Annotated in this window: 18 protein-coding genes; 8 read left to right on the forward strand and 10 right to left on the reverse strand. The window is 74.0% G+C overall.

Going from position 1 to position 22,254, the window contains the following annotated elements; all coding sequences use genetic code 11:
- Positions 1-4 precede the first annotated feature (4 nt).
- From nth to LCD31_RS09070, 4 genes are read left to right on the forward strand one after another with little or no spacing between them, the layout of a single operon-like run.
- The gene (nth, locus tag LCD31_RS09055; protein ID WP_224957297.1) at positions 5-742 is read left to right on the forward strand and encodes an endonuclease III; all 738 of its coding nucleotides are present in this window, start codon (positions 5-7) and stop codon (positions 740-742) included.
- Entirely contained in the window at positions 739-1,386 is a 648-nt protein-coding gene (locus tag LCD31_RS09060; RefSeq protein ID WP_224957255.1) for a TlpA disulfide reductase family protein, read from the forward strand. Before nth ends, LCD31_RS09060 begins: the two co-directional genes overlap by 4 nt.
- Positions 1,383-2,078: a CoA pyrophosphatase gene (locus LCD31_RS09065; protein WP_224957256.1), complete on the forward strand. Its 696-nt coding sequence runs from the start codon at positions 1,383-1,385 to the stop codon at positions 2,076-2,078. Before LCD31_RS09060 ends, LCD31_RS09065 begins: the two co-directional genes overlap by 4 nt.
- Before the next feature lie 49 nt (positions 2,079-2,127).
- Positions 2,128-3,315, forward strand: coding sequence for a MarP family serine protease (locus LCD31_RS09070; RefSeq protein ID WP_224957257.1), 1,188 nt, complete (start codon positions 2,128-2,130; stop codon positions 3,313-3,315).
- A gap of 75 nt (positions 3,316-3,390) precedes the next feature.
- On the opposite strand, the gene LCD31_RS09075 is transcribed toward LCD31_RS09070, so the two are convergent.
- The 3 genes from LCD31_RS09075 to acs all read right to left on the reverse strand — a co-directional run bounded on the left by LCD31_RS09075 (position 3,391) and on the right by acs (position 7,301).
- Positions 3,391-3,900, reverse strand: coding sequence for a phage holin family protein (locus LCD31_RS09075; RefSeq protein ID WP_224957259.1), 510 nt, complete (start codon positions 3,898-3,900; stop codon positions 3,391-3,393).
- Between the two features lie 73 nt (positions 3,901-3,973).
- Positions 3,974-5,170, reverse strand: coding sequence for a Na+/H+ antiporter NhaA (gene nhaA / locus LCD31_RS09080; RefSeq protein WP_224957261.1), 1,197 nt, complete (start codon positions 5,168-5,170; stop codon positions 3,974-3,976).
- Positions 5,171-5,321: 151 nt separating this feature from the next.
- On the reverse strand, positions 5,322-7,301 hold the full coding sequence (gene acs, locus LCD31_RS09085) for an acetate--CoA ligase (protein ID WP_224957263.1): 1,980 nt from the start codon (positions 7,299-7,301) through the stop codon (positions 5,322-5,324).
- A 297-nt stretch (positions 7,302-7,598) separates the two neighbouring features.
- Between acs and LCD31_RS09090 the strand changes: the two genes are divergently transcribed.
- Both LCD31_RS09090 and LCD31_RS09095 read left to right on the forward strand, forming a co-directional pair.
- Positions 7,599-8,354, forward strand: a complete 756-nt coding sequence (locus LCD31_RS09090; RefSeq protein ID WP_224957265.1) for an oxidoreductase — start codon at positions 7,599-7,601, stop codon at positions 8,352-8,354.
- Positions 8,355-8,380: 26 nt separating this feature from the next.
- Positions 8,381-9,313, forward strand: a complete 933-nt coding sequence (locus tag LCD31_RS09095) for a nucleoside hydrolase (protein ID WP_224957267.1) — start codon at positions 8,381-8,383, stop codon at positions 9,311-9,313.
- A gap of 13 nt (positions 9,314-9,326) precedes the next feature.
- Here LCD31_RS09095 and murQ read toward each other — a convergent pair whose 3' ends face one another.
- A complete protein-coding gene (gene murQ, locus LCD31_RS09100; protein ID WP_224957269.1) occupies positions 9,327-10,250 on the reverse strand; it encodes an N-acetylmuramic acid 6-phosphate etherase in 924 nt (307 codons plus the stop codon).
- Positions 10,247-11,173, reverse strand: coding sequence for a MurR/RpiR family transcriptional regulator (locus LCD31_RS09105; RefSeq protein ID WP_224957271.1), 927 nt, complete (start codon positions 11,171-11,173; stop codon positions 10,247-10,249). Before LCD31_RS09105 ends, murQ begins: the two co-directional genes overlap by 4 nt.
- A 180-nt stretch (positions 11,174-11,353) precedes the next feature.
- Between LCD31_RS09105 and LCD31_RS09110 the strand changes: the two genes are divergently transcribed.
- Complete coding sequence (locus tag LCD31_RS09110; RefSeq protein ID WP_224957273.1) at positions 11,354-12,982, forward strand: hypothetical protein; 1,629 nt, start codon at positions 11,354-11,356, stop codon at positions 12,980-12,982.
- Positions 12,979-14,847 (forward strand): hypothetical protein, encoded by a 1,869-nt coding sequence (locus LCD31_RS09115; protein WP_224957276.1) that lies wholly within the window; start codon positions 12,979-12,981, stop codon positions 14,845-14,847. The genes LCD31_RS09110 and LCD31_RS09115 overlap by 4 nt, the downstream gene beginning before the upstream one ends.
- 97 nt (positions 14,848-14,944) lie before the next feature.
- On the opposite strand, the gene LCD31_RS09120 is transcribed toward LCD31_RS09115, so the two are convergent.
- The 5 genes from LCD31_RS09120 to LCD31_RS09140 all read right to left on the reverse strand — a co-directional run bounded on the left by LCD31_RS09120 (position 14,945) and on the right by LCD31_RS09140 (position 21,679).
- A complete protein-coding gene (locus LCD31_RS09120) occupies positions 14,945-15,370 on the reverse strand; it encodes a PPOX class F420-dependent oxidoreductase (RefSeq protein ID WP_224957278.1) in 426 nt (141 codons plus the stop codon).
- Between the two features lie 89 nt (positions 15,371-15,459).
- The gene (locus LCD31_RS09125; RefSeq protein WP_224957280.1) at positions 15,460-17,208 is read right to left on the reverse strand and encodes a serine hydrolase; all 1,749 of its coding nucleotides are present in this window, start codon (positions 17,206-17,208) and stop codon (positions 15,460-15,462) included.
- 33 nt (positions 17,209-17,241) lie between these two features.
- A complete protein-coding gene (locus tag LCD31_RS09130; RefSeq protein ID WP_224957282.1) occupies positions 17,242-18,489 on the reverse strand; it encodes an exo-beta-N-acetylmuramidase NamZ domain-containing protein in 1,248 nt (415 codons plus the stop codon).
- Between the two features lie 5 nt (positions 18,490-18,494).
- Positions 18,495-20,285: a glycoside hydrolase family 3 protein gene (locus LCD31_RS09135; RefSeq protein WP_255623104.1), complete on the reverse strand. Its 1,791-nt coding sequence runs from the start codon at positions 20,283-20,285 to the stop codon at positions 18,495-18,497.
- Between the two features lie 554 nt (positions 20,286-20,839).
- Positions 20,840-21,679, reverse strand: coding sequence for an HAD family phosphatase (locus LCD31_RS09140; protein ID WP_224957299.1), 840 nt, complete (start codon positions 21,677-21,679; stop codon positions 20,840-20,842).
- Between the last annotated feature and the right edge of the window lie 575 nt (positions 21,680-22,254).

Below are 22,254 nucleotides of genomic sequence, written 5' to 3' on the forward strand. Positions count from 1 at the left end.
GCGGATGGTGCGGGAGCTCGCCGAGGGCTACCCGGACGCGCACTGCGAGCTCGACTTCGCCGACCCGCTGCAGCTCGCGGTCGCGACGATTCTGTCCGCGCAGTGCACCGACAAGCGGGTCAACCAGGTGACGCCCGCGCTGTTCGCCCGCTACCCGGCGGCCGCGGACTACGCCGGCGCCGACCGGACCGAGCTGGAGGAGCTGATCCGCTCCACCGGCTTCTACCGGAACAAGGCGAACTCCTTGCTGGGGCTGGGCGCGGCGCTGGTGGAGCGGCACGGCGGCGAGGTGCCCGCGCGGCTCGACGACCTGGTGAAGCTGCCCGGGATCGGTCGCAAGACCGCCAACGTCATCCTCGGCAACGCCTTCGACGTCCCCGGCATCACCGTCGACACCCACTTCGGCCGGCTGGTGCGCCGCTGGGGCTGGACGGTGGAGGAGGACCCGGTCAAGGTGGAGCACGCGATCGGCGAGCTGATCCCCCGCAAGGAGTGGACGATGCTCTCGCACTACGTGATCTTCCACGGGCGCCGCGTGTGCCACGCGCGCAAGCCCGCGTGCGGCGCGTGCCTGCTGGCGAAGGACTGCCCGTCGTTCGGTGCCGGCCCGGAGGAGCCCTCGGCGGCGGCGAAGCTGGTGCGCGGGCCGGAGGCGCCGCGGCTGCTGGAGCTAGCCGGGATCTCCGGTGAACTGGACGAGGCGACCATCGAGAAGGCGGCGGCGAAGGAGCCGGACGCGTGAGCCGCTGGCGGTACGTCCGCGAGTTCCGCAGCGAGATCCGGTGGACGGTCGTGGTGCTGGTGCTGGCCGGGCTCGCCGTGGTCGCGCTGTGGCCGGGTGGTTCCGGCGGCGGGGCGCCGACCGCGGACGCCCCGGAGCAGCGGCCGCAGGCGGCCCCGGTCGACCCGGCGCTGCGCGCGGGCCTCGGACCCTGCCCCGAGCCGCGGGCCGGCGGCCCCGCCGAGCTGGCCGGGGCGACCGGGACCTGCTTGGCCGACGGCCGCCCGGTGGACGTCGGCGCCGCGCTGGCCGGACGCCCGGCGCTGGTCAACGTGTGGGCGACCTGGTGCGCCCCGTGCCGCACCGAGCTCCCCGCGCTGCAGGAGTACTCCGCCCGCCCCGGCTCGATCCCGGTGCTGGGCGTGCAGGTGCGCAGCGACGAGGCGGACGGCCTGGCGCTGCTGCGCTCGCTGGGGGTGCGCTTCCCGGCGGTGCACGACCCGGACGGCGCGCTGCGCGCCGCGCTGCGGGTGCCGAACGTGCTGCCCGCCAGCTTCGTGATCACCGAATCGGGAGAGGTCCGGCGCATCGATCCGCCGGAGGTGTTCCGCTCCGCGGACGCGGTGGACGCCGCGGTCCGCCGCACCTTGGGAGGTCGATCGTGACGGACCCGGTGGTCGACGGCTCGGCCGCACCGGAGTGGCTCGCCCCGCTGGTGCGGCGCAGCGCGGACGTGGACCAGGGCCACTTCGGCTGGCCGCGGCTGCGCCCGCCGCGCAGCGCCCGCCCGGCCGCGGTGCTGATCCTGTTCGGCGAGGACGCGGACGGGCCGGACGTGCTGCTGCTGCGCCGCGCGGACGGGCTCAGCTCGCACCCCGGGCAGGTCGCGTTCCCCGGCGGCTCGATCGACCCGTCCGACACGGGCCCGGTGGCCGCGGCGCTGCGCGAAGCGCAGGAGGAGGTCGGCGCGCACCCCGCGGGCATCCGGCCGCTGGCCGTGCTGCCGGAGCTGCACGTGGCGCACAGCGGTTTCCGGGTGACTCCGGTGCTGGCGCACTGGCGGAATCCGTCCCCGGTGGCCGCGGTCGACCTCGGGGAGACTCGTGCGGTGGCCCGGGTCCCGCTGTCGTGGCTGGTGGACCCGGCGAACCGGCTCCGGGTGCGGCTGCGCGACGGGCGCGCCGGTCCGGCGTTCGTGGTGCCGGGGATGCTGGTGTGGGGGTTCACCGGGGTGCTGCTGGCCGGGGTGCTGGAACTCGGCGGCTGGTCCGCCGGCTGGGACGATGCCCCGGAGCTGGACCTGGACGAGGCGTGGCGGGCCGCGGAGTCCGCCGCGGACGTCGGTTTCGGCGGCTGACGGTGGCCTGCGCACCGGCAGGGGACGTGACGCGGCGGAAGGGTGTTCGGTGAACTGGGTCGATCTGCTGGTGGTGGCGCTGGCGCTGCTGGCCGCCGTGTCCGGCGCGCGCAACGGCCTGGTCACCGCGCTGTTCTCGTTCCTCGGCGTGTTCGTCGGCGCCGTCGTGGGTCTGCGGGTGGCGCCGCTGCTGTTGGAGCGGCTGGACAGCCAGCCGGCCCGGATCGGGTTCGGCGTGGGCATCGTGGTGCTGCTGGTGGCGTTCGGCGAGACGTTCGGCATGTGGGCGGGCCGGGAGCTGCGGGACCGGATCACCTCGTCGAAGCTGACCGGCGTGGACAACGTGCTCGGCGCGGTGCTGCAGTGCGTGGCGGTGTTCGTGGTGGCCTGGCTGGTGGCGCTCCCGTTCACCTCGGCCTCGGCGATGCCGGGGCTCGCGTCGGCGATCACCCGCTCGCAGGTGCTGAGCCAGGTCGACTCGATGATGCCGACCGCGGTCAAGTCGTTGCCGGACGAGCTGCGCCGGATGCTCGGGGTGAGCGGCTTCCCGGACGCGCTGGAACCGTTCTCGAAGACCCCGGTGGCCGCGATCGACCCGCCGGACCAGGCGCTGGCCTCCAGCGACGTGGTCCGCAACGCGCAGACCAGCGTGGTGAAGGTGCGCGGCCGCGCCGCGTCCTGCGCGCGGGCGCTGGAGGGCTCCGGATTCGTGGTCGCCCCGCACCGGGTGATGACGAACGCGCACGTGGTCGCGGGCACGGACCGGGTGGCGATCGAGGTGGGGCGCGGCGAGTTCGCCGCGGACGTGGTGATGTTCGACCCGGCGACGGACCTGGCGGTGCTGGCGGTGCCGGACCTGGACGCGGACGCGATGCCGCTGGACCGCTCCGAGGTGCCGCCCGGCGGCAGCGTCGTCGCGCTCGGCTACCCGCTGGACGGCCCGTACACGGCGTCGGCGGGCAGGCTGCGGCAGCGGATCAACCTGCGCGGCCCGGACATCTACGACGCGAACACCGTGGTGCGGGACGTGTACACGGTGCGCGGGAAGGTGCAGAGCGGGAACTCCGGCGGCCCGCTGGTCGCCCCGGACGGGGACGTGGTGGGCGTGGTGTTCGGCGCCGCCGTGGACGACCCGGAGACCGGGTTCGCGCTCACCGCCGACGAGGTGGCCGACGAGGTCGCCGAGTCCTCGGCGCTCACCACGCCGGTCTCGACCGGTGAGTGCACCGGCGGCTGACTCCTCGCCGGACCCGGAACGCGCGGAGGCCAGGCGCCCGCGTTCGGGCGTCTCCCCCCCGGGACCGGTCCGGTACTAGCTCTCGATGGCGTGCGCGGCGTCGTCCTGGCCGCGTCGGCGAGCGAGCTGCTTGGTGTCCTTGAGCGTCGCGATGGTGCGCTTCGGCGCTCGGATCTTGCGCACCCGCAGGTAACCGAGCAGTCCGAACAGTCCGGCGACGACCAGCATCAGCAGGAACACGATGCCGAAGGAGGCCCAGCGCCAGATCCCGAGCGCGTGCAACCCTTCGGCGAGGGTGAAGAAGAGGAAGAACATGCTGAAGCCGAGCACGGCCAGCGCGAGGACGAAGTAGACGCTGCCCTTGACGCCCTTCTTCACCTCACCGGTGACTTCGGCCTTGGCGAGTTCGATCTCGGAGCGGACCAGCGTCGACAGGTGCGTGGTCGCGTCGCGCACGAGGGAACCGATGGACTGCTCGCCGCCCGCGCCAGTGCCCTCTTCGGACAGCGGTAGGGATGTGACGGCCGACCAGGCTCCGTCGCTGCTGCCTTGCTGGTTCTTCTGGGCGCTGTTCACGCCCGCCATCGTGCCACGCCGCCTGGTGCCCGACCGAGTGAGACTCCCGTGGCGTTACCGGTGGGTGATCTACCGAGACCGATCAGTTCAGCTCACGGGCGGTGCGCCGTCCGCGCCGCAGCAGCAGCGCGGCGGCGATCAGCGCGGCGAGCGCGGACGCGATCAACACCGCCGTCTTGGCGCGTTCCGCCGCGTCCCCGGCCAGCGACAGCTCGGCGATGAGCAGGCTGACGGTGAACCCGACCCCGCCGAGCACGGCGAGCGCCGAGATGTCCCGCCAGGTCACCCCGCCCGGCCGCGCGCCGATCCCGAGCCGCACCGCCAGGTAGGACGTGCCGAAGATCCCGATGAACTTGCCGAAGAACAATCCGGCCATCACGGCGATCGCGATCCGGTCGTGGAACACCGCGCCCAGCGCCGCCCCGTTCACCGGCACCCCGGCGGCGAAGAACGCGAACACCGGCACCACCAGTCCCGCCGACCAGGGCTGCAACCGGTGTTCCAGCCGGACCGACGGCGCGGCGTCCTCGCCGGGATCGGCCCGCACTCTGGTGAGCAGCCCGAGCGCGACGCCCGCGATGGTGGCGTGGATGCCGCTGCCGTGGACCGCGAGCCAGGTGGCGACCGCCAGCGGCACGTACAGCCACGGCGTGGTGATCCGCCTGCGCTGCGCGAACCAGTAGGCGGCGCCGAGCAGGACCGCCGCGAGCAGCGGCAGCGGGCTCAGCCCCGCGGTGAACAGCACGGCGATCACGATGATCGCGCCCAGGTCGTCGACGACGGCCAGGCTGAGCAGGAAGACCCGCGCCGCGGCCGGGATCCCGGAACCGGCCAGCGACAGCACCCCGAGCGCGAACGCGATGTCGGTGGCCACCGGGATCGCCCAGGCCTGGCCCGCGCCGGGCGCCCCGTGGCCGACGGCGAACGCGATGATCGCGGGCACCACCATGCCGCCGAACGCCGCCAGCACCGGCAGCGCCGCCGTCCGGCGGTCGGCGAGCTCCCCGACGACGAGCTCCCGCTTGAGCTCCAGCCCGGCGACGAAGAAGAAGACCGCGAGCAGCCCGTCCTTGACCCACTCGCCGACGGTGAGGTCCAGGTGCAGCGCGGCGGGCCCGACCGCGAAGTCCCGCACTCCCGCGTACAGCCCGCCGAGCGGCGAGTTCGCCGCGAGCAGCGCGAGCGCGGTGGCGACCAGCAGCACCACGCCTCCGACGGTCTCGGTCCGCAGGTAGCGGGCGAGGGCGGCGGTGCCGCGGGCCGGGGCGGGTTCGGTCATCGGTGGCCTCCTGGTGGCGGACGTGCTGATGCGTCGCCGACCCGACTTCCCGGCACACCTGTCGGCGACCCTAGCAGCCGCTCGGGCGCGCACCGGAACGCGAGCGGGGCCGGCCCCCACCGGGAGGACCGGGCCCGCGAGCGGAGTTCGATCACTCGTCGGAGGACTTGCGGATGCCCTTCGAGATGAGGTCCATGACCGAGGAGTCCGCCAACGTCGACACGTCGCCGACCTCGCGGTTCTCCGCCACGTCCCGCAGCAGCCGACGCATGATCTTGCCGGAGCGGGTCTTCGGCAGCTCCTGCACGACCATGATCTGCCGCGGCTTCGCGATCGGGCCGATCTCGTGCGAGACGTGGTCGCGCAGCGCCTTCAGCGCCGCGTCGCCTCCCGCCTCGTCGGCGGCGTTGCCGCGCAGGATGACGAACGCGACGATGCCCTGCCCGGTGGTCGGGTCGCTGGCGCCGACGACCGCGGCCTCGGCGACCGTCGGGTGCGAGACCAGCGCCGACTCGACCTCGGTGGTGGAGATCCGGTGGCCCGAGACGTTCATGACGTCGTCCACCCGGCCCAGCAGCCAGATGTCGCCGTCGTCGTCGTACTTGGCGCCGTCGCCGGCGAAGTAGTAGCCGAGATCGGCGAACTTCGACCAGTAGGTGTCCTTGAACCGCTGGTCGTCGCCCCAGATGCCGCGCAGCATCGACGGCCACGGCTTGTCCAGCACCAGCAGCCCGCCGCCGCCGGGGCCGACGTCCTCGCCGGTCTCGTCGACGACCTTCGCGGAGATGCCGGGGAGCGGGACCTGCGCGGAACCGGGTTTGGTGGCGGTCACCCCGGGCAGCGGCGAGATCATGATCGCGCCGGTCTCGGTCTGCCACCAGGTGTCGACGATCGGGGTCTTCCCGCCGCCGATGTGCTCCCGATACCACATCCAGGCCTCGGGGTTGATCGGTTCTCCGACCGAGCCGAGCACCCGCAGCGTGGACAGGTCGTACTGGGCGGGGATCTCCGCGCCCCACTTCATGAAGGTGCGGATCGTGGTGGGCGCCGTGTAGTACAGCGTCACGCCGTACTTCTGCACGATCTCCCAGTGCCTGCCCTCGTGCGGGCTGTTCGGCGTCCCCTCGTAGATCACCTGCGTGGCGCCGTTGGCCAGCGGTCCGTACACGATGTACGTGTGCCCGGTGACCCAGCCGATGTCGGCGGTGCACCAGTACACGTCCGACCCGGGCTTCAGGTCGAAGACGGTGCGGTGCGTGTAGGCGGCCTGGGTGAGGTAGCCGCCGGAGGTGTGCAGGATGCCCTTCGGGCTCCCGGTGGTGCCGGAGGTGTAGAGGATGAACAGCGGGTGCTCGGAGTCGAACGCCTCCGGGGTGTGCTGGTCGGACTGCGGCTCGACCACGTCGTGCCACCACTTGTCCCGCTCGTTCCACGCGACCTCGGTGGCGGTGCGCTTGACGACCAGGACGTGCTCGACGCTGGGCGTGTGCTGCACCGCTTCGTCCACGTTGGCCTTGAGCGGGGCGGCCTTGCCGCGCCGGTACTGGCCGTCGCAGGTGATGACGACCTTCGCCTCGGCATCGTTGATCCGGGCGCGCAGCGCCTCCGCGGAGAAGCCGCCGAACACGACGCTGTGCAGCGCGCCGAGGCGCGCGCAGGCGAGCATCGAGAACACGGCTTCCGGCAGCATCGGCAGGTAGATCGCGACCCGGTCACCGGCGCCGACGCCCAGCGAGGCGAGCGCGTTCGCGGTGCGGCTGACCTCGCGCTGCAGCTCGGCGTAGGTGATCGTGCGGCTGTCGCCGGGTTCGCCCTCCCAGTGGATCGCGACCCGGTCGCCGTTGCCCGCCTCGACGTGCCGGTCCACGCAGTTGTGGGCCACGTTCAGCTCGCCGCCGACGAACCACTTCGCGAACGGGGCGCCGGACCAGTCGAGGACCTGGTCCCACTTGCGGGCCCAGTCGAGCTGGTCGGCCTGCTCCGCCCAGAAGCCCTCCCGGTCGGCGGCTGCCCTGTCGTACGAGTCCGACGTGGCGTTGGCCGCGGCCGCGAACTCGGCCGTCGGCGGGAAGGTCCTGCTCTCCGTGAGCAGGTTGTCCAAGGTGTTGCTCGGCCCGTCGGGCTGGCTCATTGCGGGGAACCTCCCTGCGCTGCGGGGTGACCTTCGATGTCATCTAGACCGTAGTGCGACGCGGCTCACTCCGACAGAGGTTCTCGCTTTGGTGCGACCAATCCTGCCGGTGACGTCCGTGGTCCGGGCTCGGCACCTGCGGAGCAGGCTGGTGCCCCGAACGTTGCAATCGAGTTGCCCACACACGGTCGAGTGACCAGGGGCGGGAGGTGCGCGACCGCCTCCGGTGCCGGGACCTGCGCAGGTGGGAACGGGTCCAGGCGGGGCCGCCGCACCCGCCGGGTAGCGTCCAGCGGCGTGAGTGCCCAAGAGTCGTTGCTCCCGCTGCTGGAGCTGCCCGGTGTCACCGACGCGGTCGCCGCCGCGCGGACCGCGATCGACGAGATCCACCGGCACCCGGCGAACCGCCGCGGCTGGCCCGCGACCAGCGCCGAAGCCTCGGTGCGCGCCGCCCGCGCCTCGGCCGCCGTCGCCGGCGGGGCCACCGAGATCCCGGACAGCGGCGAGGTGAGCGACCCGCTGCTGGCGGGCGCGCTGCGCGTCGCCGAAGCGCTGGGGCCGCTGCTGCCGACCTGGCAGCGCGCCCCGCTGCAGGCCCTGGCCCGGCTGCACGTGCTCGCCGCCGCGGACCTGCCCGGCGACCCGGACCGGCTCGGCAGGCCCCGCGAGGACCCGGCCGTCTCGGGGCGGCTGGACCTGCTCGCCCAGGTCGTCGCCGACGCGGGCGGCCGCTCGCAGAACCTGGTGCCCGGGCCGGTGCAGGCCGCCGTGGTGCACGGCGAACTGCTCGCGCTCGCCCCGTTCGGCGAGGTCGACGGCATCGTGGCGCGGGCCGCCGCCCGGCTCAGCGTGATCGGCAGCGGCCTCGACCCGAAGGGCCTCGTCGTGCCGGAGGTCGCCTACTTCCGCCGCCGGGCCGACTACCAGGACGCCGCCGCCGCGTTCGCCCCCGGCGACCCCGACGGCGTCGCGCAGTGGATCGTGCACTGCTGCACCGCGCTGGAGACCGGCGCGCGGGAAGCGAAGTCCATCGCCGACGCCGTCCAATCGTGAGCACCGCACCGGGAGGGGGCACGGACGTGCCGAAGAAGGTCCTGCTCGACTGCGACCCGGGCATCGACGACGCGCTGGCCATCGCCTACGCCCACGGCAGCCCCGAACTGGAGCTCGTCGGGATCACCACCGTCGCGGGCAACGTGGGGCTCGACCACACCACGAACAACGCGCTGTGCCTCACCGGCTTCTTCGGCATGGACGTGCCGGTCGTCGCGGGCGCCGACCGGCCGCTGGTGCGGGACGTCGTGCTGGCCGACGAGGTGCACGGCGGCAACGGTCTCGGCGGGGTCCGGCTGCCCGCCGCCACCAGCGGGGTGCGGGACGGGCACGCCGTCGACTTCATCATCGACACCGTCGCCGCAGCGCCCGGCGAGATCAGCCTGGTCGCGGTGGGTCCGCTGACGAACGTCGCGCTCGCGGTGCGCAAGGAGCCCCGGCTCGTCGAGCAGGTCCGCGAGTTCGTGATCATGGGCGGTTCCTACACCAGGGGGAACCGCACGCCCGCCGCGGAGTTCAACGTGCTCGCCGACCCGGAGGCCGCCGCCGTCGCGTTCGGCGCCGGCTGGCGCACCACCATGATCGGCCTCGACCTCACCGCGCAGGCCCGCGCGACCGCCGCCGTCCGGGGCCGGTTCGCCGGGCTGGGCAGGCTGGAAGCCGAGCTGATCTCGCCGATCCTCGACTTCTACGGGCAGCACCCGCAGTACCGCGTGGAAGGCCCCGCCGTGCACGACCCGTGCGCCATCGCCTACGCGCTCGACCCCGGCATGTTCACCACGGTGCCCGCGCGGGTCGACGTGGAGGTCCACGGCCGGTTCACCTCGGGCATGACCGTCACCGACTTCGCCGCCCCCGCCGAGCTGCACAACGCCGAGGTCGCCACCGTCCTCGACACCGAACGCTTCTGGGCGAGCTTGTTCACCGCCCTCGGCCGCGTCGCCACCGGCATGGCCTGACTGCCGGATCGGCTCAGCTGCCGAGGGTGCGGAGGGCGTCGCGGACCCGGCCGTCGGCGGCGGTCAGCGCGGCCGCGGCGCGGGGGACTTCGGCGCCGGTCAGCAGGTGCACCAGTGCGGTCTTCAGGTCGCCGTCCGCCGCGTTCAACGCCCGCGCGCACTCGTCCTCGGACGCGGCCGTCGCCTCCCGCAGGATCTCGACGGTGCGGCCGCGCAGCTTCGCGTTCGTCGCCAGCAGGCTCACCATCAGGTTCGAGTAGGTGCGGCCCATCCGGATCATCACGGCGGTGGAGAACGAAGTGAGCACCAGCTTCTGCGCCGTGCCCGCCTTCATCCGGGTGGAACCCGCGATCGGCTCCGGCCCGGTGTCCACCGCGATGGTCAGGTCGGCCGGGGCGTCGCCCGCCGATTCGGGGTTCGCCGACATCAGCGCCGTGCCCGCCCCGATCTCGCGCGCCGCGCGCAGCGCGCCCAGCACGTACGGGGTGCGGCCGGACGCGGTCAGCCCGAGCACGAAGTCCCCCGCGGCCACCTCGGCCCGGGCCATCGCCGCCCCTGCCTCGGCGTCGTCCTCCGCGTTCTCCACCGGCTTCTGGAACGCTCCGGCGCCGCCCGCCTGGTGCGCCACCACCCAGTCCGCGGGCACGTTGTAGGTGGGGATCAGCTCGGCCGCGTCCAGCACCGCCAGCCGGCCCGAGGTGCCCGCGCCCACGTAGTGCACCCGGCCGCCGCCGCGGAGCGCGGCCACCGCCCGGTCGACCGCGCGCGCCAGGTCCGGGAGCGACCGGCCCACCGCCTCCGGCACCGTCCGGTCCTCGGCGTTGAGCACCCGCAGCACGTCGAGCGTCGGCAGCAGGTCGATGTCCCTGGTCCGCTCGTTGGTGCGCTCGGTGGGGGCGTCCACCCGCACGGCGGGTCCCTCGGCGTCGCGGTTCATCGGCCGTCCTCCTTGTGCCGTCGGCGGTCCGGGCGGGCACCGAGCCGGTGCGCGCCGACCGCCTCGTAGGTGGCGTCCAGCGCCGCCTTCGCCTCGTCGATGTGGCGTTGCGCCACCCCGATGAACAGGCAGTCGATCACGGTGAGCTGGCCGATGCGGCTCGCCATCGCACCCGATCGGTACGTCGTCTCGCGCACCGCCGTGGTCAGCACCTGGTCGGCCACCTCGGTGATCGGGGAGCGGCTGAAGTTGGTGAGCGCGGCCGTGATCGCGCCGCGGTGGCCCGCCTCGCGCAGCGCCTCGACGGTCTCGGTCGTGGCGCCGGTGTGCGAGATGCCCAGCGCCACGTCGCCCTCCCGCAGCAGCGCCGCCGAGGTCAGCGCCGCGTGCGTGTCCGACCAGGCGAAGCAGGTCAACCCGATGCGGTGCAGCTTCTGCTGCAGGTCCAGCGCGACGAAGGCGCTGGCCCCCACCCCGTAGACGTCGATCCGGCGGGCGCCCGCGACGGCCTCGACCACCGCGGCCAGCGCGTTCGCGTCCAGCTGCCCGGCGGTCTCCTCCACCGCCTTCGCGTCGGCGTAGGCCACCTTGTCGATGATCTGCTCCAGCCGGTCGTCCGGCTCGATGTCGCCGCCGAGGTCGCGGTCCCGGCTGGAGGTGCGGGCGGTGTCCGCGGCCAACGCGATCCGCAGATCCGGGTAGCCGCCGACGCCGATCGCCTTGCAGAACCGGGTCACGGTGGTCTCGCTGGTCCCGGCGGCCTCGGCCACGTCCGTGATGCTGCGCCGCGCGATGGAGGCCGGCGCGGACAGCACGATGTTGGCGACCCGCTGCTCGGCCCTGGCCAGGCCCGGGAGCAGGGAGCGGATCCGGACCAGCGGGCTGGTCGCACCGGCTTCGGTCGACGCGTCGTCAAGGGCCATGTGGGAAACTTACTGACGAGGATCTGTGCAGGTCAATGCGGGTATCTCCGGTGCCTTCCCGCGCTGGTCGGGGTGCTGGTGTGGAACTCTGCCGACGGGTGGACGGTGGTCGGCGGCCACCGGGTTGCACCGCCCGTTCGCTAGGCTTCGGGCAGATGCCACGGCGCGGAGCGGGGTGACATGAGCGGGCCAGCGGACCTCGGTTCCGAGCTGTTCTGCGCCACCGGATCGGTCTCCGCCCCGGTCGACGAGCACGCCGAATTCCTGCTCCAGCAGCACGAGGCGGGTGCCCTGCGGCTCTACGACCGCGGCGCGCTGGACCGCGCCGACCCGGACGCGCCGCTGCGCTGGCGGATGACGTGGCAGCGCGCGGACGGCCCGGTCTCGGCGGTGCTGGTGCTGCTGGCGCGGGACGACCTGGTGCGGTGCTGGTTCGCCGCGCGCACCCCCGGCGGGTGGGGGATCGGAGTCCCGTCGCCGCTGCCGCGCGCCGGGCTCGCCCGGTTCCCGCTGGCCGACCCGCGCAGCGGGCTCGCCGTCACCGGTTCCACCTTGCGCGACGACCCGGACGACCTCGCCGGGCTGCTCGCCGCCATCCGGGACCGGCGCGGCGGGACGGCCGTGCTGGTCCGGCACGTCGACCGCGAGGCGGGACGTCCGCTGGTGGTGCCGCGGGCGACCGCGGAGTTCCGCAAGGCCACCGCCGGTACGGCCCCGGTCGTGTTCGTCGGGGACGCGGTGGCGCGCCGCCTCGACGCGGAACTGCCGGAATCGCTGCGGATCCCGCACCGCGGCGCCCGGCTGTTCCTGCCCGGGCCGTGGGCCGCCGAACGCGACGATCCCCTGCTGTCCGAAGTGGACGCGGCTGATCCCGCCGCTTGGGACGAAGCCGCCGCGCTCGCGTTGCGGGTGTCCCGGTGGCGCTCGCCCGCGGCCGACGACGCGGACGAACCGTGGGCGCTGCTGTTCGCCACCGGCTGGCAGGACCAGCGCGTCGCCGACTCGCCCGTCGGGCCGGGGGAGCGGTGGTTCGCCACCGCGGGCGGCGCCGACAAGTCCGACCTGCGCCAGCGCATCCAGGGGGCCGGAGCGCGGCAGGCCGAATCCCGCCGGACCGCCGCGCGGCGCGCCGCCGCCGCGCACGAGCTCGACGCCGAGATCGACCGGCGCACCGCCCGCACCGCGGAGCTGGACCGGTCCCGCCGGGTGCTGGCGGGCGGCGTGCTGCGGTTGCGCGCCGAACGCGACGCGGTGCGGGAACGGCTCGCCCGGACCTCCCTCGGCGCCGCGCGGAGCCGCACCGCGGAAGCGCTACGGCTCGGCGCGGCCCGCTCGGCGCGGCTCGCCGAGTGCGAGCGCGAACTCGAACGGCTCCGCGCCGAGGAGGACCGGCTGCGCGGCCGCGGCGCACCCGCCGAGCTCGGACCGGCCGGCTCGGCCGACCGGCCCGGAGTCCACTTCGGACCCGAGGTGCGCGCCGAGGTGGACCGCCTCGACTGCGCGCGGGCGCGGCGCTGCGACCAGGTGCTCGACCTGCTCGCCCAGCACGCCGCGGCGCCCGGCGGCTCGCTGCCCGCGCTGCTGCGCGCGGGCGGGATCGGCGCCCCGGCGCTGCGACGCGCCCCGGCGGACGCCGCCACCACCTTCCGAGTCCCCGAAGCGGTCGACCCGACCGGCTGGACCGCGTTCCGCGACCACGTGCTGCTCGACCACGCCGGCGATCCACCGACCGCCCTGCACTACCTGGACGACACCGCCGGACCCACCGGTGCGGTGCACGTCGGGCACGTCGGACCGGAACCGCGATGAGCGGCACCGCACCGGAACCGCTGCGCCGCACCGCGTTCTGCGCGGCAGGCCACGCGGGACCCGAGCTGCTCGACGCCGGGAGCGCGCTGGTCCGGCTGCACGAAGCGGGCGAACTGCGGCTCATCGACGAAGGACGCGAACCCGGCGCCGAGCTGCCGCGCCGCTGGCGGGTGAGCTGGGGTCGCGGAACCGGCGAAGTGCGCGCCGCGCTCGTGGCCGCACCCGGCTCCGGCGACGCGCACGCCTTCTGGGTCTACGCCGAAGCCGCCCGGCCCTGGTCCCTCCGCGACCAGGTGAGCCCGGTGCAGAAGCTGGGACTGCTCGCCGCGCGACCGCGGGACCCGCGCGGGGCGTACTCGCTGACCGAGCAGAACCCGCTGGTGGAACTCGACGACGTGGACTTCCTGGTGCACACCTTCGACGAAGGCGTGCGGGACTCGCCGGTGCTGGTCTACAACGACGACTTCGCCCGGCCGCTCCCGCCGGAACTGCTGCGCTTCCGCAACGCCACCCGCGGCCTGTGCGGGCTGCTGCCCGCCGACGACTCGGTGCGGGACCGGGTGGACGCGCTGCTCCCGCCCGCACGCCGGATCCCCGCCCGCGCCGCCCGGCTGTACCTGCCGCCGTGGTGGGTCGATCACGAACCGGACCCGGTGCTGCCGCGGGACCGGTTCCACCGCGCCGGGGAATGGCGGAAGCTGGTGGACGCGGTGCTGCGGGCGAGCAGCTGGCGGGCCGGTGGCGCGATCCGGACGACCGGGGACGCCTGGCAGGCGCTGCTGTTCGACCCGATGCACGACCGCCGGGTCACCGCCGACACCCGCGGCGGCGCACTGCGCTGGCTGCCCGCGGCCGACGACGGTGGTGCGCGGGTGCTGCGGGACCGGCTCAGCGCCGCGGCCGGGCAGGAGGACGCCGCCCGGGACCAGGCCGATTCCGCGGCTCGGGCGCTCGACGAGCGGAGCGCCGCGGCCGAACGCGCGCGGCGGCGGGAACGGCGGTCCGCCGACTCCCGGCGGCGGCTGGCCGAGCTCGTCGGACGGCTGCGGGGCGAGCGGGACGAGGCCGAAGCGCTGCTGCGCCGCGGATCCGTCCCCGCCGCGTGGCGCGCGGCGCACGACGCCGAACTGGAATCCGCGCTGTACGCGGAAGAACTCGACGCGGCCGAAGACCGGCTGCTGCTGGCGCGCCGACGCGTCGCGGCGCTGCGGCGCACCACCGGAGCGGGGAAGGGCGCCGGGTCGTTCGATGCCGGGCCGTCCGACGCCGGGCAGCCCGAGTCCGATCCGTCCGACGCCGGGACGGCGGACGGGGAACTCGGCGGTCCCGGTCGTGCCGTAGCGGCGGCGGACGCCGGGCCGGCCGTGAACCGCTTCGCCGACCTGCTCGACGCGGCACACCGCGCACTGCCCGCGCTGCGCTTCGGTCCGCAGGTCGATCCGTCCGAACTGGACGGTCATCACCGCAGCGCGCAGTGGCTCCGCCGCACCTGGAACGTGCTGGTGCTGCTGGACTCGTACGCGCGCGAACGCGCCACCGCCATCGATCACGCCCGCCCGGACCTGCGCGGGTTCGCCCACTTCGTCCGCGCGCACGGCGGTGCGCGCGGGATCTCCCCGACGCTGATCGCCTCCGGGGAGACCGAGCTGGTGGTCAACACGCCGCGCTACCGCAACGCCCGCACCTTCCCGGTGCCGGTGGAGGTCGATCCGTCCGGGCACGCCTTCTTCGCCGCCCACGTCAAGATCGAGCGCAGCGGTGGCGTCGCGCCCCGCCTGCACTACTACGACGACACCCGCGGACGGTCCGCATCTGTCCACATCGGACACCTCGGCCCGCACCTGCCCAGTCCCGAGACGAACTGAGCGGTGGCTCGGCCGACCCGGCCGGACGGGTCGCCGCCCGACCGCCCCGAACGCGGAGCGCGCGGCAGGAGCCACCGCGCGTCCCGCCGAGGCCGGACTACGCGCCCGGCACGTGCTCCGGCTCGACGAGCACCACCACGCGCTCGTCCCCCGGCTGCCCCCACTGGTACTCGTCCTCACCGGTGTACTTCTTCGCCATCTTGTTGATGAACGCGTTGTCCGGATCCGGCTCGAACCCGGCGACGCGGCCGCGGATCTCGACGTAGCGGTACGGGTTCTCCGGGTCGTGCGCGGACACCGCGATGCGCGGATCCCGCTGCAGGTTCCGGTACTTCTGCCTGCCGGTGGTCTGGCTGAACCTCACGTGCGTGCCATCCCACTCGACCCACACCGGGCTGGACTGCGGCTCGCCCCGCGGACCGAGGGTCGCGATGTGCGCGAACGCGCGCTTGCTGAGGATCTCGGCCAGTTCCTGCGGGATCGCGGCCATGAGCGCTGCCTCCTGGTGCTCGACGATGAACACCGGTCACGACGCGGCCGGAGGCGCGGCTATTCCGGATTCCCGGGCGGTACACCCGATCGGGAGCAACGGGACGCTCGGCTCCGGGCCGTTCAGCGCTCCACCTCCCGCCAGCCCTCCGCGCGCAGCCCCTGCGGTTCCAGCTCCCCGTCCAGCAAGGTCCGCTCCCGGTCCGCCGCGGAGATGCCGTCCAGCTGCACCCCGCGCCCGGTGTACCGCGCGTCCGGCGCGTAGCGCCAGCGCACCAGGATCCGCTGCCCCGGAGCCGCGTCCACCGCGCCCCGCACCTGCCACCACGCGCGGTGCCCGGAACCCGCCAGCACCCGCTGCGGTCCCTCCGGTGCGCCGTCGCCGCTCGCCTCCACCGGCACCGGGCGCCACGAGGCACCGCCGTCCGCGCTGGACTCCACCACGAGCGCATCGGTCCCGTCGCCGTCCCGCTGGGTGTCGACGAACGCGTCGAAGGACACCTGCGCGGGCCCGGCCACCGGCCCCAGCTCCCGGGTGGTCAAGGTCGCGGGTTCCGCGGCGGGCGCCGACCACTCGCGCGAACCGTGCTCCGGGCGCACCGCCAGCGACTCCGCCACGCCCTGCGCGAGCACCTGCCGGGCCTCGTTGTTGGACCCCCACTCCCGGGACGGGTGCACCCGGTTCGTCAGCAGCACCACCACCGAGCGCGACAGCGGGTCCAGCACCAGCGAAGTGCCCGTATAACCGGTGTGCCCCGCCGACCGCGGGCCGCTCAGCCCCGCCATGTACCAGCGCTGGTCCAGTTCGAAGCCCAGCCCGTGCGAGTTCCCCGGGAAGCCGCCGTTGAAGTCGGTGAGCATCTGCTCGACCGAGTCCTCGTCCAGCAGCTCCGCGCCGCCGTAGCTGCCGCCGTTGAGCAGCGCTTGGCCGAGCACCGCCAGGTCGTGCGCGGTGGAGAAGATCCCGGCCTCCCCGGCGACCCCGCCCAGCGACCAGGCGTTCTCGTCGTGCACCTCGCCGCGCACCATGCCGCGCGGCGGATCGGCCTGGAACTCGGTGGCCGCGATCCGGTGCCGTTCCTGCGGCGGCGGGTTGTAGCCGGTGTCGGTCATGCCGAGCGGCTCGGTGATGCGCTGCCGCACCACCTCGTCGAGCGGTTCGCCCGCGACGCGGGACACCAGCACGCCCAACGTGATCATGTTCGGGTCGGAGTACTCGTAGCCCGAACCGGGCGGGTGCTGCGGGGTGAGGCCCATGACGTGCGGGATCCGCTCCTGCGGCGGCAGCTTCCACAGCTTCACCTCGGCCTGCAGCCCCGAGGTGTGCGTGAGCAGCTGGCGCACGGTGATCGATTCCTTGCCGTGCGCACCGAACTCCGGCAGGTACCGGGCGACCGGCGCGTCCAGCTCCACCGCGCCGTCCTCGACCTGCTGCAACGCGGCGATCGAGGTGAACAGCTTCGTGATCGACGCGACGTCGAAGATCGTGTCCGGCCGCACCGGTTCCTGCTCCTGCGGCGGCAGCTCGGTGCCCGTCCCGTCCGCGTAGCGCACCTCGCGGCCGAACGCGTCCTGCCGGACCACCACGCCGTCGTGCGCCAGCAGCGCCACCGCGCCCGCGTACATCGGGTGCTGCCTGCCCGGCACCACCTCGGTCCAGGCCGCGATCCGCCGCAGCGCCGCGTCGATCGGCGCCGGATCCAGCCCCACCTGCTGCGGGGTGCCCGGTCGCAGCACCGTGTCCGCGGGCGCGAAGCCCTGCTGCGGCCGGTCGAAGCGGCCGCCCGCGCCGTCCGGGGACGACGCGCACGCGGGCCCCGCGGTGGCCGCGGTGACCGACGCCAGGACCAGCGCCACCAGCGCTCTGCGCATCACGACCTCACCCCTCGCTCGAACGACCCGGCCTCACCGGTACAGCAGGAACCGCTCCCGCGAGCGCCGGAACCCGGTGAGGTCCGCCCGCCAGGAACCGACGATCTCGTCCACCTCCGCGCCCGCGTCGATCATGCCGCGGACCCGGTCCGTACCGGCCAACTTGTCGAACATGCCGTCCGGCCGCCAGCCGAACACCTCCGGGTACAGCCGCTTCGCCGAGACCAGCATCGCGATCGCCAGCCGCACCGGGTCCACGTCGCCGTCCCGGTAGAGCTGCACGCCGCCGCACGTCTGCTCGGCGTGCTTGGAGAACGTGGGCACGAAGTAGGTCTCCCGGAAGCGCACCCCGGCGAGCCCGGCCGCGTTCAGCTCCTCCGCCCACCGCCAATCGATGCCCGGTGCGCCGATGATCTCGAACGGGCGGGTGGTGCCGCGGCCCTCGGACAGCACCGTGCCCTCGAACAACCCCGTTCCCGGGTAGACCATCGCGGTGTCCGGCGTCGGCATGTTCGGGCTCGGCGGCACCCACGGCACCGCGGGCTCCGCGCCGCGCCCCTGCCAGCCCTCCACCCGGACCACCGACAGCCGGTCGCCCAGCGGGGTGTCGGAGTGCTCGGCGTCGAACAGCCGCGCCAGCTCGCCGATCGTCATGCCGTGCTGCAGGGCGATCGGCAGCAGGCCCACCCCGGAGGTGAACCGCGGATCCAGCACCGGTCCCTCGACCCGGCGGCCCCCGATCGGGTTCGGCCGGTCCAGCACCACGAACTCCGCGTCGACCTGCGCGGCCGCCTGCATCGCCTGGTGCATCGTCCAGATGTAGGTGTAGAAGCGGGCGCCCACGTCGGCGATGTCGAACACCACCCGCTCCACCCCGGCCTCGCGGAACATCGCGGCCAGCTTCGGCACGTCCGCGCCGTACGCGTCGTACACCGGCAGTCCGGTGCGCGGATCGCGGACGTCGCCCTCCGAACCGCCTGCCTGGGAGGTGCCGCGGAAACCGTGCTCCGGGCCGAAGACCGCGGCGACGTCCACCGCTCCGCCGGCGTGCATCGCGTCCACCACGTGCTCCAGCGAGGCAAGCACCCCGGTCGGGTTGGTGATCACGCCGAGCCTGCGGCCCGCGAGCCGCTGCCAGCCCTCGGCGGCGAGCACGTCCGCTCCGGTGCGCAGCGACCCGGGCACCGGGCCGTCCTGCTCCGCGGCGCAGGCGCTGGTCGCGCCGAGCAGCGGGGCCGACACCGCGGTCGAGACCAGGAAACCCCGTCTGCTCAACGGCATCGGGGTCACCAGCTCAGTCCGTGGCCGAACGGGAACCGCTGCCCGGTGCCGTCCGCGGTGGGCACCGGAACGGGCAGCTTCCCGGCGGGGGAGACCTCGCCGAGCAGCACCCGCGCCAGCGACTCCATCGCCACCGGCTTGTCCGAGTAGGTCGCCAGCCAGGTGGGCACCTCTTCGACGTGCGCCGCGTCGTACGGGTCCCGCAGAGCTGCCGCGACCACCCGCGTGCCGGAGTCCTGCAACGCCCGCACCAGGTCGCGCTGCGCCGCGTTCGTCCCGTTCCACGCCGCGTTGGTCAGCACCACCACCGTGTCGTGCGAGCGCGCCGCGTCCACCGCCCGCCTGACCTGCCCGCTGGTCGGCGTCATGCCGGTCGGCAGGGAGTCCGCTTCCCGGCCGCGGGCGCGGAACCGCTCCGCCAGCTCGGCGGTCGCCTGGTCCCCGGCCCCGGTGACCAGCACCCGGCCCGGGTCCCGCAGCGGCAGCTCGTGCGCGTCGTCGCGCAGCACCGTGGTGGTGCGGTCGGTGAGCCGCTGGGCCTGCTCGCGGTGTTCGGCGTTGCCGACGACCCGGTCCACCGCCGCCGGGTCGACGAACGGCGAGTCGAGCACGCCGCGCTTGCGCTTCAGCTCCAAGATCCGCTCGACGCTGGCGTCGATGCGCTCCTCGGTGAGCGCGCCGGAACGCACCGCGCCCAGCACCCCGTCGATCGCGACCTGGAGGTTCTGCGGCATCAGCAGCTGGTCGGCGCCCGCTTGCAGCGCCAGCACCGGGATCTCCGCGTCCGAGTGCTTCGCCCGCACCCCGTCCATCTGCAGCGAGTCGGTGACGATCACGCCGCGGTAGCCCAGCTCGTCGCGCAGCATCCCGGTGAGGACCGTGGGCGACAACGTGGACGGCTCGCCCGAGTCGTCCAGCTTCGGGACCACGATGTGCGCGCTCATCACCGCGTCGGTCCCCGCCGCGATCGCCTCCCGGAACGGGGGCGCGTCCAGCTGCTCCCACTGCTCGCGGGTGTGCTCGATGACGGGCAGGTCGGTGTGGCTGTCCTGGTTGGTGTCGCCGTGCCCCGGGAAGTGCTTGGTCGCCGCGGCCACGTTCGCGCCGTCCTGGTAGCCGTGCACCGCCGCCGCGGACAGCCGCGCGGCCAGCGCCGGGTCTGAGGAGAACGAGCGGACCCCGATCACCGGGTTCGCCGGGTTCACGTTGACGTCCCCGCTGGGCGCGAAGTTCTGGTTCAGGCCCATCGCGCGCAGTTCCTCGCCGGTGATCCGCGCGGACGTCTCGGCGTCCTCCGGGCTGCGGCCCGCGCCCAGCGCCATGTTGCCGGGCAGTTGCGTCACCGGTTCGCCGATCCGGGTGACCTGGCCCTGCTCCTGGTCGGTGGAGATCAGCAGCGGCACCCCCGCCCCGGAGGACACCGCGGCCTGCTGCACCCCGTTCGAGAGCTCCGCGATCTGGCGTGGCTCGTGGAGGCTGTCGGTCCAGGTGAAGTGGATCAGGCCGCCGAGGTGGTAGCGCTGCACGACCTGCGCCGGGGTGTCCACGCCGAACTCGGTCCGGTTCTGCGGGTGCGGGGCGTCGGCGGCACGCCCGTAGGCGTAGGTCACGAAGAGCTGGCCGACCTTCTCCTCCAGCGTCATGCCCTGCACCTTCGCCTGGACGGACGGGTCGACCGCGCTGTGCACGGGGGGTGGCGCGGGTTCCTGCGCGCCCGCGGCGGACAGGCCACCGCCCACGGCGAGCACCGCCACGACGCTGCCGATGGCGGCGGGGAGCCGGTGGGAGCGTTTCAAGCCCACGGGGACCTCCTGGGGCTGTGCCCACGGTCCCGCGGCGGGGCGCCGGGTCGGGGTCGGCGGGCGGGGGCGGAAAGTCGTCCACCACCACGGGGGTGGAATTCGGAAGCTACTCACGTGCCCGTGCCCGGTCAACGCCATCCGGTGGGTGATCGGCGCGAACGGCCCTGATCAGCGCATCCGGGATGATCCGACACGCCGGGTGCGTTCCGGTCGGGCCCGCCCCGCGCGCGAAACGGGGGCGCCCGCCTCGGCGAGCACCGCCTTTCGCGTGTTCGGACGGGTTACCAAGCGTGCACGAATGTCGTAACTTCCGGGCTAGGCGTCCGGCGTCCCGGTACGCAACCCCGTTCGACGACCGGCCTCACGTGGCGGCAGCGCGTGGGTGCTCCGTCCTCACGCACGGAGCCCGGACGGGGTGGACGGTGCTTCTCCTCCGCGCCGTCCCTGGCCGAACCGGAGTCCGCACCTCCTTTGTAGACCCCGCTCCGGACCGCTGCAATCCCCAGCGCGCTGATCGTTTCCGGGCGGGCTTCCGCTGGTGGCGCGGGTCAGCGGCCGCGGCGCAGCCTGCGCAGTCCCCACCAGGCGGCACCGGCGGCGGCCACCGCTCCCACGCCGACCCCGGCGGCGGTCACCGCGGCCCGGGACGGGGTGGGGAAGCGGGCGCGCAGCGAGACGGGCTGCTCGAACGCCAGCGACGGCCAGCCGCGCTGGGCGGCGTGCTTGCGCAGCCCGCGGTCCGGGTTCACCGCGGTCGGGTGGCCGACGACCTCCAGCAGCGGCAGGTCGGTCACCGAGTCCGAGTACGCGTGGCAGGCGGCCAGGTCGTAGCCGTGCAGCTCGGCGAGCTCGCGGGCCGCCGCGGCCTTGTTCTCCGCCGAGCAGTAGAACTCCACGTCACCCGTGTACCTGCCGCCGGAGACCACCATCCGGGTGCCCGCGGAATGCGTCGCACCGAGCAGCGCGGCGATCGGAGCCACGACTTCTTGCCCGGAAGCGGAGAGCACCACGATGTCGTGGCCCTGCTCCTTGTGCTCCGCGATGAGCTGGGTGGCCTCCTTGTAGACCAGCGGGTCGACGATGTCGTGCAGGGTTTCCTCGACGATCGCGTTGACCTGCTCGACATCCCATCCGGCGCAGAGCGAGGTGATGTGCGCGCGCATCCGGTCCATCTGGTCCGCGTCGGCACCGGCCAGCATGAACACGAATTGCGCGTAGGCACTTTTGAGCACCGCCCTGCGGTTGATGAGGCCTTCTTGGAAGAACGGTCTGCTGAATGCGAGCGTGCTCGATTTGGCGATGACCGTTTTGTCCAAGTCGAAGAATGCCGCCGCCCGAGGCTCGGTGGCGGCCGGTGGGTTCGCGGGCGCTGTCACGAGGCACAGCATACGAAACATCGGCGATGTCCGGACGGCTGCACGTTCCGCCGATCGCACCAGTCACCCACGGTGTCGGAGCGCCTCCCGCGGGGGTGGGGCCAGGCGTGCGCCCGCGCGGGATGGCCTGCACGCTGAGTTTCCGGGGGTGCGTGCGGCGGCCGACGTTCCTCCTAATGGACGGGGCGCGTGTGAGGGGCACGGGGCGCTACAGTTGAGGGGTCCGGGAGCCCCGGACGGGTTCAGCTCGCCCCCCCGGAGCTGAACTCTCGACGACCCCCGTCCCTCCCCCCTGACGGGGGTCGTCCCATTTCCACCGGGCGGGTCGCCCTCGTTCGGCTTTCGCCGCTCCCGCGCTGCCGGGCCACCCTTTCCATTGTTCCCGCGACCGGGCGCGGGCCCTTTCCGCGCTGCCGGGAGATGATCTCCGGCGCATCCGGTCGAGTTCTCCGCCCCATCGGAATGGCATTGTCGAAGTGGCGCGCATGTGCGGTTTTCCCTGACCAGCGGTTCGGTTTCGGCAATCTCCGACCATCCGGCTCGCTGAACCGGGGGACAGGTTGTCCACAGGTACCCGTTTCGTCCAC

Source organism: Saccharopolyspora sp. 6M, from assembly GCF_020176775.1.
Taxonomy (GTDB): Bacteria; Actinomycetota; Actinomycetes; order Mycobacteriales; family Pseudonocardiaceae; genus Saccharopolyspora_C; species Saccharopolyspora_C gregorii.

Bases quoted from the DNA above. Each gene is read 5' to 3' on its own strand.
- nth (WP_224957297.1), top strand. From the start codon at position 5: ATGGTGCGGGAGCTCGCCGAGGGCTACCCGGACGCGCACTGCGAGCTC.
- LCD31_RS09075 (WP_224957259.1), bottom strand. From the start codon at position 3,900: ATGGCGGGCGTGAACAGCGCCCAGAAGAACCAGCAAGGCAGCAGCGAC.
- nhaA (WP_224957261.1), bottom strand. From the start codon at position 5,170: ATGACCGAACCCGCCCCGGCCCGCGGCACCGCCGCCCTCGCCCGCTAC.
- acs (WP_224957263.1), bottom strand. From the start codon at position 7,301: ATGAGCCAGCCCGACGGGCCGAGCAACACCTTGGACAACCTGCTCACG.
- murQ (WP_224957269.1), bottom strand. From the start codon at position 10,250: ATGAACCGCGACGCCGAGGGACCCGCCGTGCGGGTGGACGCCCCCACC.
- LCD31_RS09105 (WP_224957271.1), bottom strand. From the start codon at position 11,173: ATGGCCCTTGACGACGCGTCGACCGAAGCCGGTGCGACCAGCCCGCTG.
- LCD31_RS09110 (WP_224957273.1), top strand. From the start codon at position 11,354: ATGAGCGGGCCAGCGGACCTCGGTTCCGAGCTGTTCTGCGCCACCGGA.
- LCD31_RS09115 (WP_224957276.1), top strand. From the start codon at position 12,979: ATGAGCGGCACCGCACCGGAACCGCTGCGCCGCACCGCGTTCTGCGCG.
- LCD31_RS09125 (WP_224957280.1), bottom strand. From the start codon at position 17,208: ATGCGCAGAGCGCTGGTGGCGCTGGTCCTGGCGTCGGTCACCGCGGCC.
- LCD31_RS09130 (WP_224957282.1), bottom strand. From the start codon at position 18,489: ATGCCGTTGAGCAGACGGGGTTTCCTGGTCTCGACCGCGGTGTCGGCC.
- LCD31_RS09140 (WP_224957299.1), bottom strand. From the start codon at position 21,679: ATGCTGTGCCTCGTGACAGCGCCCGCGAACCCACCGGCCGCCACCGAG.